The sequence below is a fragment of the Pseudomonas edaphica genome (genome assembly GCF_965277385.1).
GTDB lineage: Bacteria > Pseudomonadota > Gammaproteobacteria > Pseudomonadales > Pseudomonadaceae > Aquipseudomonas > Aquipseudomonas edaphica.
This window is the reverse complement of the sequence record NZ_OZ255725.1, coordinates 3083630-3100798: the sequence shown is the minus strand read 5'-3', so window position 1 is coordinate 3100798 and position 17169 is coordinate 3083630. Positions and strand designations below refer to the sequence as shown.

The 17169-nt window shown below is 57.9% G+C and carries 1 protein-coding gene; it reads right to left on the bottom strand.

Annotated elements, in window-relative coordinates; translation table 11 throughout:
• Window positions 1-15: 15 nt before the first annotated feature.
• On the bottom strand, window positions 16-17109 hold the full coding sequence (locus ACQY47_RS13925) for a retention module-containing protein (RefSeq protein ID WP_428557283.1): 17094 nt from the start codon (window positions 17107-17109) through the stop codon (window positions 16-18).
• Window positions 17110-17169: the final 60 nt, after the last annotated feature.

Below are 17169 nucleotides of genomic sequence, written 5' to 3'. Positions count from 1 at the left end.
CCGATAAATCACAGCTTAGGAAGTGTGGTCGATCTTGATGGTCGGGTCGGCGCCTGTGATCAGCGAGTTGATGCTGGTGTGCGACCAATCGTTGCCTTCCAGCTTGATGGTCACATCGGCATTGGCCAGGCCGCCAGCGGCGTTGAGCTTGCCTTCACTGCTGATTTGCAGGGTCGACACACCTTCTACCGTGGTGATCTTGAGGTAGTTGTCGATGGTGCTGTCCGTCTCACCTTTCAACAGATCCTTGAGATCGATCCGGTCACCTTCCGAGGCCTTGAAGTCCTTGATCACGTCGTTGCCGAAGTCGCCCGCCTTCCAGACGAAGGTGTCGGCACCCGAGCCGCCGATCAGGATGTCGTTGCCCGGCCCACCGATCAGGGTGTCGTTACCGGTGCCACCCAACAGGATGTCATTGCCTTTGCCGCCGTCCAGCAGGTCGTTGCCGCCCTGGCCGAACAGGATGTCATCACCTGCGCCGCCCAACAGCGTGTCGTTGCCGTCCTTGGCGCCGGAGACGTCGAAGTCCGCGTAGTGCTCGGTGACGTACTGGTGCACGTTCGAGGTGGTCACCGCCGAGACAGCCACACCGGTTTTCTGTGCCACAAAGGCCTGCAGTGCGTTGTAGCCCTCACCGGTAATCCCGCTGAAGCTCACCAGGTCGCCGAAGAGGATGTCGTTGCCGTCGCCACCGCTGATGGTGTCGGCGCCTGGCAGCGTGGCTTCGGTGTGGCCGAGGATCGCGTTGGCCAGGTCCTTCGGATCGATGTTGCTTTGCGGCTTGCCATCGGTGTCGTAAGGCTTGAGGTCGTTGAGGCTGACGTCGCCGTTGATACCGATGGCTTCAACCGCCGACAAGCCTTTGAGCAGTGCAAAACCGCTGTTGGCATTGCTGGTGGTTGACGAGTCGGTGCTGCTGCCGCTGCCGTTGAGGTACGAGACTTCAAACGTCCCGTCGCCCTGGGCATGCACGGTGCCGATAACGCCGTTATCGTACCAACTGCCACCGCGGTATTGCACCCACTGGTGGACCTGGCCACGACTGTCGATCAACTGCAGGTTAGTGCCATTGACGTTGATGTTGAAGGTGTTGCCCAGCACATAGTTGTTGGTGTTGATGTAATCGTCCAAGCGACCATCGGTGGTGTTGCTGCTATAGAAATCAACCACCACCGGGTTCGTCTGCTCGCCGCTTTGGTAGTAGGTTGGCTGACCATCGGTGATGAAGTACGTCAGGTTCGTGGCACTTGTGTTACTGGTTGCCAGGTTACTCTGGAAGAAGTTCGCAGTGGCCTTGAACACGTCTTCATAGTTGGTACCGCCACCCGACACCATCGAATCCAGCACAGACTTGAGCAACGTCAGTGCATTTGGATCGTTAAGATTGATCGCAACCGACTTGTTCACCTGGGTATCGAAGTCCGCCAGGAAGATGTTCACGGTGCCCGAGGTGTTCGCGCCGAGGCTGTCTTTGAGCGAGTTGAACACCGACGTCAGCGAAGCTTTGGCCGCGTTGACCGAAGCGGTGCTCATACTGCCGGAACTGTCCACCATGAACGCGATGTTGTAGTTCTTGCCCTGCACCACGTTCAGGCCGCCGATATCGGCCACGACGATGTCATTGCCGTCGGTGCCGACAATGTTGTCGCTGCCTGAAGTACCCGTCACCGAGTTGTAGGTTGCCGGGTACACGGTGACTGGCAATTGCGCGGTGGTAGACGCCGAACCGCCGAGGCTTTCGGTGGAGGTCGACGTCACGGTCAGGTTGAACTGGCCGCTGTAATAGGTCGGTGGCTTGATGGACAGGGTGTTCAGGTCCCAGCCCGTGACGTTCACTTCGCCCACGCCTTTGGTCGCAGTGAAGGTGTGCCCGGACGCGTCGGTGAGGACCGAGCCTGCCGGTACGCCGCTGATCTTCACGCTCAGGGTTTCCGAACCGTCGGTATCAGTCAGCGCGGTGGTTACCTTGGACAGCTTCACAGTGCCGTTTTCCTGGGCTTCGTTAAGCTTGTAGCCCACGTAATAACCGTCACCGTTGCTGCCATGCAGGTCGGACACGGTCACACCGGCGTTGGTCAAATCAGTGAGGCCGGTGTACAGCGGCACGGTGCTGGTGCTCAAGTTCTGAATCGCCCCGCCGTTGATCGACAGATTGACGTCAAAGCTGCCAGGCCCCGCTTGGTTGGCTTGGTAGATCTCGAGGCTGTAGTAACCGCTGACCGTTGGCGTAAACGAGCCGCTGAATTTGCCGCTGTTGGTCGCCCATAGCCCGCTGGCAATGTCTTTGCCGCCAACGTTGACCACCACACTGTCATCTGCGACGCCGCTGAAGGTGTAGCTCTTGCCAGCTTCCATGTACATCAGGCCGGAGATCTTGGAGCCAGAGCCGGCGTTGACATTGTCGACTGACTCGACATTGGTGACGACACTGGTGTTGTTCGGCGTACCTGCGTTGTCGATGGCGTTTTTCAGTACGTCTGGTGCCGCGCCGTTCCCGTTGGTGCCGAGGCCGGCAATGCTGTTCCAGCCCTGTTTGATCAGACCGGTCGAGGCGACATTGTTATCGGCCACGTTCAGCGTAGGTGCATCGGCCACGGGTGTGATATCGACTTTCACCGTGGCGCTGTTGCCCAGGTCCTTGCCGTCGGTAGGCTGGAACTTGAACTGCGCATAATCAGCCTGCTTGTTGCCAACACCGGTGCCGCCATAACCGTCGGCGCCGGACTCGTTGGCGTTAGGCATAAAGCGCAACTGGCCGCCGTCGATCTGGGCCTTGGTGAAGGTCTGGTTGGCAGTCACGTTGGTCCAGGTGGTGCCATCCGCTGCCAGGTATTGCAGCTTGCCGGCCACCGGCAGGTCGGTGATTTTCACGCCCAGGCTGGCTTGTGGCGAATCCACATCGGTCACGCCGAAGTTGGCCCAGGTCAGCGCCAGCGGCGTGTCTTCGGTGCCGGTCACGGCGCTGCCGGTGGCGACTGGCGGATCGTTGACTGCCACCACGTTAACGGTGGTGGTGGCAACGTTGGAATAGTTGCCGCCATCGGTCACGGTCACGGTGATGGTCCGCGGCGTGGTGCTTGGGTCGTGACTGTTGTTGGTGAACGTGATGTTCTGGATACGCTGCATGTAATCAGCCAGCGTCGCGCTGCCCGACAACGTCAGGGTGATGGTGCCCGTCTGGTTGTTGGTGCTGACGATGATGCCATTGACGCTGTTGCCCAGGTTCAGTGCATCACCGGCCTGTGCGTTGGTCAGGGTGACCGTCGCACCGGTCAGCATCGTGCTGTCCGGATCGGTGATCTTGATATCGGTGTCGGCAATCGACACACCCGGCCCGGCGGTGCCTTCGGTGAACGTGGTTCTGTAGTCGGCACCGGTCGCGCCGCTGGAGTTGTTGGCGTCCAGGTCGATGACCGGCGGCGCATCGTTATCGATGATATTGGTGCTGACGCTGCCGTTGCCGACCACCAGGTTCTCGAAGTTGCCGCCGGTGGTCTTGTCGATAGTGATGACAATCTGTTCGGTTGGCTCGGTGATCCTGTCGTCGATCGTGGCGATGTTAAACGGCACGCTGCTGGCGCCCGCCGGGATCTTCACGGTGTACACGCCGTTGAAGTCCGAACCGTCGGTGGCGGTGCCGCTGTACTTGAGCGTCACGGTCACATCGGTTTGCGCCGGGTTGCTCAGGGTCAGCGTGTAATGCGCAGTGCCGCCTTCAGTCACCGAGGCGTCGCCGGTGATGCTGATAGTGGTGTTGTTGACCACATCCGTCACTTTGGTGGTGACGGTGCTGCCGTCGACGATCAGGTGTTCGTACTTGTCGCCGCCGCTGACTACGCCGGTAATCTTGTTGTTCACATCGTTGGCGCCGACATACGCGTCGTTAGGCGCAACAGCCGTGGTGGTGCTGCTGGACTTGCCGTTGCCGATGGTGATGGTCGAGCCGTTATCCAGCCTTACCACCAAGTCGGAACCGACGTTGGTCACTGCCGCGCCGTTCTTGTCGACCAGCGATGCGGTGTAGGTAATCTGACCGCCTTCAGCGACCGAGCCGGTGGCTTTGAGTACCACGGTCACATCATCGATGGTGTCGTTGATGGTGGTGGTCGCGCCGCCCGGAGTGATGGTCACGCCTTCGAAGTTACCGCCGGTAGTGCCGGTGATCTTGACGGTCTGGGTGCTCTTGTCGATGAACACGTCATCGCCAGGCGCGGCAACGGTCACAGAGCCTACGGTCGCACCTTGCTTGATGGTGATGCTCGAACCGTTATCCAGCGTGACTACCATGTCGGTGCCAGCCTTGTTGCTCAAGGTGGCGGTGTAGGTGATGGTGCCGCCTTCGTTGACGGCACTTGGTGCGGTCAGCGTGACGCTGGTGAGATCGGTGGTGCCTGGGGTATCCGTCACTGTGGTGTTAACAGGCGTAGTGCCTGGCACCAGATTCTCGAAGTGCGCGCCGCCGGTCACGTTGGTGATGGCGGTGGTAACGGTCTGGTCGCCTTTGTACACGTCGTTGGGTGCTACGACGGTGACGGTGCCGCTGGACTGGTTCACACCGATGGTGATGGTTTTGCCGTTGTCCAGGGTGACGGTCAGCGGGCTGGTGATGTTGGTCACCAGCGCGCCGTTTTTATCCACAAGGCTGGCGGTGTAGATGATGTTGCCGCCTTCGCCAACCGTGGTGGTGGCGGTGAGGACTACATCAACCTTGTCGATGGTGTCGTTGATCGTCGTGGTTGCGCCGTTACCTGCAACTTCCAGTTTCTCGAAGTTGCCGCCAGCGGTGTCGGTGATCTTGACGGTCTGGGTGCTCTTATCGATGAACACGTCATCGCTAGGCGCAGGGACGGTCACGGTGCCGACGGTGTCGCCCGCTTTGATGGTGATGGTCGAGCCGTTATCCAGTTTCAGGGTTACGTCAGTGCCAGCCTTGTTGCTCAAGGTGGCGGTGTAAGTGATCTGGCCACCTTCGTTGACGGCACTTGGAGCGGTCAGCGTGACGGTCGTGGTGTCTGCAGTGCCAGGTGTGTCAGTCACTGTGGTGTTAACAGGCGTAGTGCCTGGCACCAGATTCTCGAAGTGCGCGCCGCCGGTCACGTTAGTGATGGCGGTGGTAACGGTTTGGTCGCCTTTGTATACGTCGTTAGGCGCAACAGTGGTGACGGTGCCGCTGGACTGGTTCACACCGATGGTGATGGTCTGGCCATTGTCCAAAGTCACGGTCAGCGGGTTGGTGATGTTGGTCACTGCCGCGCCGTTTTTATCCACAAGGCTGGCGGTGTAGACGATATTGCCGCCTTCGCCAACGGTGGTGGTGGCGGTGAGGACCACATCGACTTTGTCGATGGTGTCGTTGATCGTGGTGGTTGCGCCGTTACCTGCAACTTCCAGTTTCTCGAAGTTACCGCCAGCAGTGTCAGTGATCTTGACGGTCTGGGTGCTCTTATCGATGAACACGTCATCGCTAGGCGCAGGGACGGTCACGGTGCCGACGGTGTCGCCAGCCTTGATGGTGATGGTCGAGCCGTTATCCAACTTCAGCGTGACGTCAGTACCCGCTTTATTGGAGAGCGTCGCGGTGTAGGTGATCTGACCACCTTCGTTGACGGCACTTGGCGCGGTCAACGTGACGGTCGTGGTGTCCGCAGTGCCAGGTGTGTCCGTGACGGTGGTGTTCACCGGCGTTGTGCCCGGCACCAGGTTTTCGAAGTGCTCGCCGCCCGTTACACCCTTAATTGCGGTGGTAACGGTCTGGTCGCCTTTGTATACGTCGTTAGGCGCAACAGTGGTGACGGTACCGCTGGACTGATTCACACCGATGGTGATGGTTTTGCCGTTGTCCAGGGTGACGGTCAGCGGGCTGGTGATGTTAGTCACTGCCGCGCCGTTTTTATCCACAAGGCTGGCGGTGTAGACGATATTGCCGCCTTCGCCAACGGTGGTGGTGGCGGTGAGGACCACATCGACTTTGTCGATGGTGTCGTTGATCGTGGTGGTTGCGCCGTTACCTGCAACTTCCAGTTTCTCGAAGTTACCGCCAGCAGTGTCAGTGATCTTGACGGTCTGGGTACTCTTATCGATGAACACGTCATCGCTAGGCGCAGGGACGGTCACGGTGCCGACGGTGTCGCCAGCCTTGATGGTGATGGTCGAGCCGTTATCCAACTTCAGCGTGACGTCAGTACCCGCTTTATTGGAGAGCGTCGCGGTGTAGGTGATCTGACCACCTTCGTTGACGGCACTTGGCGCGGTCAACGTGACGGTCGTGGTGTCCGCAGTGCCAGGTGTGTCCGTGACGGTGGTGTTCACCGGCGTTGTGCCCGGCACCAGGTTTTCGAAGTGCTCGCCGCCAGTTACACCCTTAATTGCGGTGGTAACGGTCTGGTCGCCTTTGTATACGTCGTTAGGCGCAACGGTGGTGACAGTGCCGCTGGACTGATTCACACCGATGGTGATGGTTTTTCCGTTGTCCAGGGTGACGGTCAGCGGGCTGGTGATGTTAGTCACTGCCGCGCCGTTTTTATCCACAAGGCTGGCGGTGTAGACGATATTGCCGCCTTCACCAACGGTGGTAGTGGCGGTCAGGACCACATCGACTTTGTCGATGGTGTCGTTGATCGTGGTGGTCGCACCGTTACCAGCAACTTCCAGTTTCTCGAAGTTGCCGCCAGCGGTGTCGGTGATCTTGACGGTCTGGGTGCTCTTATCGATGAACACGTCATCGCTAGGCGCAGGGACGGTTACTGTGCCGACGGTGTCGCCCGCTTTGATGGTGATAGTCGAGCCGTTATCCAACTTCAGCGTGACGTCAGTACCAGCCTTGTTGCTCAAGGTGGCGGTGTAAGTGATCTGGCCACCTTCGTTGACGGCACTTGGCGCGGTCAGCGTGACGGTCGTGGTATCCGCAGTGCCAGGTGTGTCAGTCACTGTGGTGTTAACAGGCGTAGTGCCTGGCACCAGATTCTCGAAGTGCGCGCCGCCGGTCACGTTGGTGATGGCGGTGGTAACGGTCTGGTCGCCTTTGTACACGTCGTTTGGTGCTACAACGGTGACGCTGCCATTCGACTGATTCACACCGATGGTAATGGTCTGGCCATTGTCCAAAGTCACGGTCAGCGGGTTGGTGATGTTGGTCACTGCCGCGCCGTTTTTATCCACAAGGCTGGCGGTGTAGACGATATTGCCGCCTTCACCAACGGTAGTGGTGGCAGTCAGAACTACATCCACTTTGTCGATGGTGTCGTTGATGGTGGTGGTTGCGCCGTTACCTGCAACTTCCAGTTTTTCGAAGTTGCCGCCAGCAGTGTCGGTGATCTTGACGGTCTGGGTGCTCTTGTCGATGAACACGTCATCGCTAGGCGCAGGGACGGTTACGGTGCCGACGGTGTCACCCGCTTTGATGGTGATGGTCGAGCCGTTATCCAGTTTCAGGGTTACGTCAGTGCCAGCCTTGTTGCTCAAGGTGGCGGTGTACGTAATTTGACCGCCTTCATTGACTGCGCTTGGCGCGGTCAGTGTTACGGTCGTGGTGTTATCGGTACCCGGAGTATCGGTGACGGTGGTGCTAACCGGCGTGGTACCTGGGACCAGATTTTCGAAGTGCTCGCCGCCGGTGACGCCTTTAATAGCGGTAGTGACAGTCTGGTCGCCCTTGTACACGTCATCTGGAGCGACAACGGTCACGCTGCCGTTCGATTGGTTCACACCGATGGTAATGGTTTGGCCGTTATCCAAAGTCACAGTCAGTGGGTTGGTGATGTTGGTCACCGCATTACCCGACTTGTCGACCAGCGACGCGGTGTAAACGATGTTGCCGCCTTCACCAACGGTGGTGGTGGCGGTCAGAACTACATCCACCTTATCGATAGTGTCGTTGATGGTCGTAGTTGCACCATCACCAGCCACTTCCAGCTTCTCGAAGTTACCGCCAGCAGTGTCGGTGATCTTGACCGTCTGGGTGCTCTTGTCGATGAACACGTCATCGCCAGGCGCTGCAACAGTCACGGAGCCAACGGTATCGCCAGCTTTGATGGTGATAGTCGAGCCGTTATCCAACTTCAGCGTTACATCAGTGCCAGCTTTGTTGGAGAGCGTAGCGGTGTAGGTGATCTGACCACCTTCGTTCACTTCAGACGGAGCCGTCAGTGTCACAGTGGTGGTGTTATCGGTACCCGGAGTATCAGTGACGGTGGTGCTAACCGGCGTGGTGCCTGGAACCAGATTTTCGAAGTGCTCGCCACCGGTGACGCCTTTAATAGCGGTAGTGACAGTCTGATCGCCCTTGTACACGTCATCTGGAGCGACAACGGTCACGCTGCCGTTCGATTGGTTCACACCGATGGTAATGGTCTGGCCATTATCCAGGGTCACGGTCAGCGGATTGGTGATGTTGGTCACTGGCGCGCCGTTTTTATCCACAAGGCTGGCGGTGTAAACGATGTTGCCGCCTTCGCCAACGGTGGTGGTGGCGGTCAGGACCACATCGACCTTGTCGATGGTGTCGTTGATCGTGGTGGTTGCGCCGTTACCTGCAACTTCCAGTTTTTCGAAGTTGCCGCCAGCAGTGTCGGTGATCTTGACCGTCTGGGTGCTCTTGTCGATGAACACGTCATCGCTAGGCGCAGGGACGGTTACGGTGCCGACGGTATCGCCCGCTTTGATGGTGATGGAAGAGCCGTTATCGAGTTTCAGCGTTACATCAGTGCCAGCTTTGTTGGAGAGCGTAGCGGTGTAGGTGATCTGACCACCTTCGTTCACTGCAGACGGAGCCGTCAGCGTCACGGTGGTGGTGTTATCAGTACCCGGTGTATCGGTGACGGTGGTGCTCACCGGTGTAGTACCTGGCACCAGGTTTTCGAAGTGCGCGCCGCCAGTCACGTTGGTGATGGCGGTAGTAACGGTCTGGTCGCCCTTGTACACGTCATCCGGTGCTACAACGGTGACGCTGCCGTTCGACTGGTTCACACCGATGGTGATGGTTTGGCCGTTATCGAGAGTGACGGTCAACGGGTTGGTGATGTTAGTCACCGGCGCGCCGTTTTTATCCACAAGGCTGGCGGTGTAGACGATATTGCCGCCTTCACCGACGGTGGTGGTGGCGGTCAGAACCACATCCACTTTGTCGATGGTGTCGTTGATGGTGGTGGTTGCGCCGTTACCTGCAACTTCCAGTTTTTCGAAGTTACCGCCAGCGGTGTCGGTAATCTTGACGGTCTGGGTGCTCTTGTCGATGAACACGTCATCGCTAGGCGCAGGGACGGTTACGGTGCCGACGGTGTCACCAGCTTTGATGGTGATGGTCGAGCCGTTATCCAACTTCAGCGTTACATCAGTACCCGCTTTATTGGAAAGCGTAGCGGTATACGTAATCTGGCCACCCTCATTGACTGCGCTTGGCGCGGTCAGCGTGACAGTAGTGGTGTTATCAGTACCCGGAGTGTCGGTGACGGTAGTGTTGACCGGCGTTGTACCTGGAACCAAATTCTCGAAGTGCTCACCGCCAGTCACGTTAGTGATAGCGGTAGTGACGGTCTGATCGCCCTTGTACACGTCATCTGGAGCTACAACGGTCACGCTGCCGTTCGATTGGTTCACACCGATGGTAATGGTCTGGCCATTATCCAAGGTCACGGTCAGCGGATTGGTGATGTTGGCCACTGGCGCGCCGTTTTTATCCACAAGGCTGGCGGTGTAAACGATGTTGCCGCCTTCGCCAACGGTGGTGGTGGCAGTCAGCACCACATCGACTTTGTCGATGGTGTCGTTGATCGTGGTGGTTGCGCCGTTACCTGCAACTTCCAGTTTCTCGAAGTTACCGCCAGCAGTGTCAGTGATCTTGACCGTCTGGGTGCTCTTATCGATGAACACGTCATCGCTAGGCGCAGGGACAGTCACGGTGCCGACGGTGTCGCCAGCCTTGATGGTGATGGTCGAGCCGTTATCCAGTTTCAGAGTTACGTCAGTACCGGCCTTGTTGCTCAAGGTGGCGGTGTAAGTGATCTGGCCACCTTCGTTGACGGCACTTGGCGCGGTCAGCGTGACGGTAGTGGTGTTATCAGTACCCGGAGTGTCGGTGACGGTAGTGTTGACCGGCGTTGTACCTGGGACCAGGTTTTCGAAGTGCTCGCCACCGGTGACGCCTTTAATAGCGGTGGTGACGGTTTGGTCGCCCTTGTACACGTCATCTGGAGCTACAACGGTGACGCTGCCATTCGACTGATTCACACCGATGGTAATGGTCTGGCCATTATCCAGGGTCACGGTCAACGGGTTGGTGATGTTGGTCACCGGCGCGCCGTTTTTATCCACAAGGCTGGCGGTATAGACGATGTTGCCGCCTTCACCAACGGTAGTGGTGGCAGTCAGAACTACATCCACTTTGTCGATGGTGTCGTTGATCGTGGTGGTTGCGCCATTACCTGCAACTTCCAGTTTCTCGAAGTTGCCGCCAGTGGTGTCAGTGATCTTGACCGTCTGGGTGCTCTTATCGATGAACACGTCATCGCTAGGCGCTGCAACAGTCACGGAGCCAACGGTATCGCCCGCTTTGATGGTGATAGTCGAGCCGTTATCCAACTTCAGCGTGACGTCAGTGCCCGCTTTATTGGAGAGCGTAGCGGTGTAGGTGATCTGACCACCTTCGTTCACTTCAGACGGAGCCGTCAGTGTCACAGTGGTGGTGTTATCGGTACCCGGAGTATCAGTGACGGTGGTGCTAACCGGCGTGGTACCTGGGACCAGATTTTCGAAGTGCTCGCCACCGGTGACGCCTTTAATAGCGGTGGTGACGGTTTGGTCGCCCTTGTACACGTCATCTGGAGCTACAACGGTCACGCTGCCGTTCGATTGATTCACACCGATGGTAATGGTTTGGCCGTTATCCAAAGTCACAGTCAGTGGGTTGGTGATGTTGGTCACCGCATTACCCGACTTGTCGACCAGCGACGCGGTGTAGATGATGTTGCCGCCTTCACCAACGGTGGTGGTGGCGGTCAGGACCACATCGACCTTGTCGATGGTGTCGTTGATAGTCGTGGTTGCGCCGTCGCCTGCGACTTCCAACTTCTCGAAGTTGCCGCCAGCAGTGTCAGTGATCTTGACGGTCTGGGTGCTCTTATCGATGAACACGTCATCGCTAGGCGCAGGGACAGTCACGGTGCCGACGGTGTCGCCAGCCTTGATGGTGATGGTCGAGCCGTTATCCAGTTTCAGAGTTACGTCAGTACCGGCCTTGTTGCTCAAGGTGGCGGTGTAAGTGATCTGGCCACCTTCGTTGACGGCACTTGGCGCGGTCAGCGTGACGGTAGTGGTGTTATCAGTACCCGGAGTGTCGGTGACGGTAGTGTTGACCGGCGTTGTACCTGGGACCAGGTTTTCGAAGTGCTCGCCACCGGTGACGCCTTTAATAGCGGTGGTGACGGTTTGGTCGCCCTTGTACACGTCATCTGGAGCTACAACGGTGACGCTGCCATTCGACTGATTCACACCGATGGTAATGGTCTGGCCATTATCCAGGGTCACGGTCAACGGGTTGGTGATGTTGGTCACCGGCGCGCCGTTTTTATCCACAAGGCTGGCGGTATAGACGATGTTGCCGCCTTCACCAACGGTAGTGGTGGCAGTCAGAACTACATCCACTTTGTCGATGGTGTCGTTGATCGTGGTGGTTGCGCCGTTACCTGCAACTTCCAGTTTCTCGAAGTTACCGCCAGCAGTGTCAGTGATCTTGACCGTCTGGGTGCTCTTATCGATGAACACGTCATCGCTAGGCGCAGGGACAGTCACGGTGCCGACGGTGTCGCCAGCCTTGATGGTGATGGAAGAGCCGTTATCGAGTTTCAGCGTTACATCAGTGCCAGCTTTGTTGGAGAGCGTAGCGGTGTAGGTGATCTGACCACCTTCGTTCACTGCAGACGGAGCCGTCAGCGTCACGGTGGTGGTGTTATCAGTACCCGGTGTATCGGTGACGGTGGTGCTCACCGGTGTAGTACCTGGCACCAGGTTTTCGAAGTGCGCGCCGCCGGTCACGTTGGTGATGGCGGTAGTAACGGTCTGGTCGCCCTTGTACACGTCATCCGGTGCTACAACGGTGACGCTGCCGTTCGACTGGTTCACACCGATGGTAATGGTTTGGCCGTTATCCAAAGTCACAGTCAGTGGGTTGGTGATGTTGGTCACCGCATTACCCGACTTGTCGACCAGCGACGCGGTGTAGATGATGTTGCCGCCTTCACCAACGGTGGTGGTGGCGGTCAGGACCACATCGACCTTGTCGATGGTGTCGTTGATAGTCGTGGTTGCGCCGTCGCCTGCGACTTCCAACTTCTCGAAGTTGCCGCCAGCGGTGTCAGTGATCTTGACGGTCTGAGTGCTCTTATCGATGAACACGTCATCGCTAGGCGCAGGGACAGTCACGGTGCCGACGGTGTCGCCAGCCTTGATGGTGATGGTCGAGCCGTTATCCAACTTCAGCGTTACATCAGTACCCGCTTTATTGGAAAGCGTAGCGGTATACGTAATCTGACCGCCTTCATTGACTGCGCTTGGCGCGGTCAACGTGACGGTAGTGGTGTTGTCCGTACCCGGTGTATCGGTGACGGTGGTGCTGACCGGCGTAGTACCTGGTACCAAATTCTCGAAGTGCTCGCCGCCAGTCACGTTGGAGATAGCAGTAGTAACGGTCTGGTCGCCCTTGTACACGTCATCTGGAGCTACAACGGTCACGCTGCCGTTCGACTGGTTCACACCGATGGTGATGGTTTGGCCATTGTCCAAAGTCACGGTCAGCGGATTGGTGATGTTGGTCACCGCATTACCCGACTTGTCGACCAGCGACGCGGTGTAAACGATGTTGCCGCCTTCACCAACGGTGGTGGTGGCGGTCAGAACCACATCGACCTTGTCGATGGTGTCGTTGATGGTCGTAGTTGCACCATCACCAGCCACTTCCAACTTCTCGAAGTTGCCGCCAGTGGTGTCGGTGATCTTGACCGTCTGAGTGCTCTTATCGATGAATACGTCATCGCTTGGCGCAGGGACAGTCACGGTGCCGACGGTGTCGCCAGCCTTGATGGTGATGCTCGAACCGTTATCCAACTTCAGCGTGACGTCTGTGCCCGCTTTATTAGAGAGCGTAGCGGTGTACGTAATCTGACCACCTTCGTTTACTGCAGACGGAGCTGTCAGTGTCACGGTGGTGGTGTTATCGGTACCCGGAGTATCGGTGACGGTGGTGCTAACCGGCGTGGTACCTGGGACCAGATTTTCGAAGTGCTCGCCGCCGGTGACGCCTTTAATAGCGGTAGTGACAGTCTGGTCGCCCTTGTAAACGTCATCCGGAGCGACAACGGTCACGCTGCCATTCGACTGATTCACACCGATGGTAATGGTCTGGCCATTATCCAAGGTCACGGTCAGCGGATTGGTGATGTTAGTCACTGCCGCGCCGTTTTTATCCACAAGGCTGGCGGTGTAGACGATGTTGCCGCCTTCACCAACGGTGGTGGTGGCGGTCAGCACGACATCCACCTTATCGATAGTGTCGTTGATGGTGGTGGTTGCACCATCACCAGCCACTTCCAACTTCTCGAAGTTGCCGCCAGCGGTGTCAGTGATCTTGACGGTCTGAGTGCTCTTATCGATGAATACGTCATCGCTTGGCGCAGGGACAGTCACGGTGCCGACGGTGTCGCCAGCCTTGATGGTGATGCTCGAACCGTTATCCAACTTCAGCGTGACGTCTGTGCCCGCTTTATTAGAGAGCGTAGCGGTGTACGTAATCTGACCACCTTCGTTTACTGCAGACGGAGCTGTCAGTGTCACGGTGGTGGTGTTATCGGTACCCGGAGTATCGGTGACGGTGGTGCTAACCGGCGTGGTACCTGGGACCAGATTTTCGAAGTGCTCGCCGCCGGTGACGCCTTTAATAGCGGTAGTGACAGTCTGGTCGCCCTTGTAAACGTCATCCGGAGCGACAACGGTCACGCTGCCATTCGACTGATTCACACCGATGGTAATGGTCTGGCCATTATCCAAGGTCACGGTCAGCGGATTGGTGATGTTAGTCACTGCCGCGCCGTTTTTATCCACAAGGCTGGCGGTGTAGACGATATTGCCGCCTTCACCAACGGTGGTGGTGGCGGTCAACACGACATCCACCTTATCGATAGTGTCGTTGATGGTCGTAGTTGCACCATCACCAGCCACTTCCAGCTTCTCGAAGTTGCCGCCAGCAGTGTCAGTGATCTTGACGGTCTGAGTGCTCTTATCGATGAATACGTCATCGCTTGGCGCAGGGACAGTCACTGTGCCGACGGTGTCGCCAGCTTTGATGGTGATAGTCGAGCCGTTATCCAACTTCAGCGTTACATCAGTGCCAGCTTTGTTGGAGAGCGTAGCGGTGTAGGTGATCTGACCACCTTCGTTCACTGCAGACGGAGCCGTCAGCGTCACGGTGGTGGTGTTATCAGTACCCGGAGTGTCGGTGACGGTAGTACTAACCGGCGTAGTACCTGGAACCAAATTCTCGAAGTGCTCGCCGCCAGTCACGTTAGTAATAGCGGTAGTGACGATTTGGTCGCCCTTGTACACGTCATCTGGAGCTACAACTGTGACGTTGCCGCTGGACTGATTAACACCGATGGTGATGGTTTGGCCATTATCCAAGGTCACGGTCAGCGGGTTGGTGATGTTAGTCACCGCATTACCCGACTTGTCGACCAGCGACGCGGTGTAAACGATGTTGCCGCCTTCACCAACGGTGGTGGTGGCGGTCAACACGACATCCACCTTATCGATAGTGTCGTTGATGGTCGTAGTTGCACCATCACCAGCCACTTCCAGCTTCTCGAAGTTACCGCCAGCAATGTCAGCGATCTTGACGGTCTGAGTGCTCTTATCGATGAACACGTCATCGCTAGGCGCAGGGACAGTCACTGTGCCGACGGTGTCGCCAGCCTTGATGGTGATGGTCGAGCCGTTATCCAACTTCAGCGTGACGTCAGTGCCCGCTTTATTGGAGAGCGTAGCGGTGTACGTAATCTGACCACCTTCGTTTGCCTCGGACGGAGCCGTCAAGGTGACCGTCGTGGTGTCAATCGAGTCGGTAATCGTGGTGACCGCAGGCGTAGTGTTCGGCACCAGGTTTTCAAAGTTGCCGCCGGTCGCGCCAGTAATGGTGGTGCTCACCGTGCTGCCATTGACGTAAACGTCGTTCGGTGGAGTGTCGACCACCACACTGCCGACAGATTCGCCAGCTTTGATAGTGATCACCGAGCCATCGCTCAAGGTGACAGTTACCGGGGTTTGCGCCGGGTTGGTCAGGGTGGCGGTGTAGGTAATCTGCCCACCTTCGGTAACGGTATTGGTAGCCGTCAGCGAAACAGTGGTGGTGTCGATCGAATCGGTGATCGTGGTGACCGCAGGCGTAGTGCTCGGTACCAGGTTTTCAAAGTTGCCGCCGGTTGCCCCGGTGATGGTGGTGCTGACGGTCGAACCGTTGTTGTAAACGTCGTTCGCCGGGGTATCCACGACGACGGTGCCAACCGATTCCCCAGCCTTGATCGTAATCACCGAGCCATTGCTCAAGGTGACAGTTACCGGCGTCTGCGCCGGGTTGGTCAAGGTGGCGGTGTAGGTAATCTGGCCGCCTTCAGTCACGGTACTGCCCGCCGTCAGTGTGACGGTGGTGGTATCGATCGAATCAGTAATCGTAGTAACCGCAGGCGTCGTGCTCGGTACCAGATTTTCAAAGTTGCCGCCGGTCGCACCAGTAATAGTGGTGCTGACAGTCGAACCATTGTTGTAGACGTCGTTCGCCGGAGTGTCCACGACGACGGTGCCAACCGACTCCCCAGCCTTGATCGTGATCACCGAGCCATTGCTCAAGGTGACAGTCACCGGCGTCTGCGCCGGATTGGTCAAGGTAGCGGTGTAAGTGATCTGACCGCCTTCGGTCACAGTGTTACCCGCCGTCAGCGTGACGGTGGTGGTGTCGATCGAATCAGTGATCGTAGTAACCGCAGGCGTAGTGCTCGGTACCAGGTTTTCGAAGTTGCCGCCGGTCGCACCGGTAATAGTAGTGCTGACAGTCGAGCCATTGTTGTAAACGTCGTTCGCCGGAGTATCGACAACAACAGTGCCAACCGACTCCCCAGCCTTGATCGTGATCACCGAGCCATTGCTCAAGGTGACAGTCACCGGCGTCTGCGCCGGGTTGGTCAGGGTGGCGGTATAGGTAATCTGACCGCCTTCAGTCACGGTATTGCCCGCCGTCAACGTGACGGTGGTGGTGTCGATGGTGTCGGTAATCTGCGTAACGGCCGGGTTCGGGTCAATCGTCAGCACCAGGTTGTTGCCGCCGGTGGTGCCGGTGACGTTCACGTTGATCTGGCTTGGGTCGATGTACGGGCTGTCATTCGGTGCCAGCGGCACGTTAACGGTGCCGGTCAGTTGGCCGGCGGTGATGGTGATCACGGCACCGTTGGACAGGGTGATGCTCAGGTCATTGATCGGCGGCTGCGTGACGGTGGCGGTGTAGGTCAGCACACCACCAGCTTCAGTGATGGTCGGTGTTGCGCTCAGCGTCAGGGTCGACGTCTGCAAGACCAGGTTGCCATTGCCACCGGCGCCCTGGGCGCCCGTGAGTTGGGTCGTTGTTGCGGCGCCCTGGCCCAGTGGGCCGGTCGGGAACCCGATCGTCGGGTCGACACGGCCAGCCGTCGCGTCCAGTACAACAAAGCTGTGGCCCCCGCCCGCAGCACCATTACCGGCAGCCGTCGCGCCGGCGGCGGTAGCATCCAGGTCGGTGGTCGGGTCGGCGCCCGCAACGATGGCCTGCTGCAGTTCAGCAACCGACGGCGCGGCGTTTTCGGCGGCAGCGGCCAGGTCGAGGCTGGAGTCCGGCAGGTCGGCGCTCCACTGGGTTTCACGGCCCAGGTCCAGGGTGCGGCCGTCGGCCAACTCAAGGCTCACAGCGCCGGACATGCCGGTGTCGATCTGGTCGCCTGCGAACAGACGGTCACCTTCTACTAAAACACGACGCGTCCCTTCCGGAGAAATAACGAAAACTTGACCAACAATGCTTTTGACGATGGCAACTACACTGCTCATTAAAGATTTCTCCGGCGATCCGTTACTGATGAATTCCATGTGGCCGCACGCGGGGGGGGA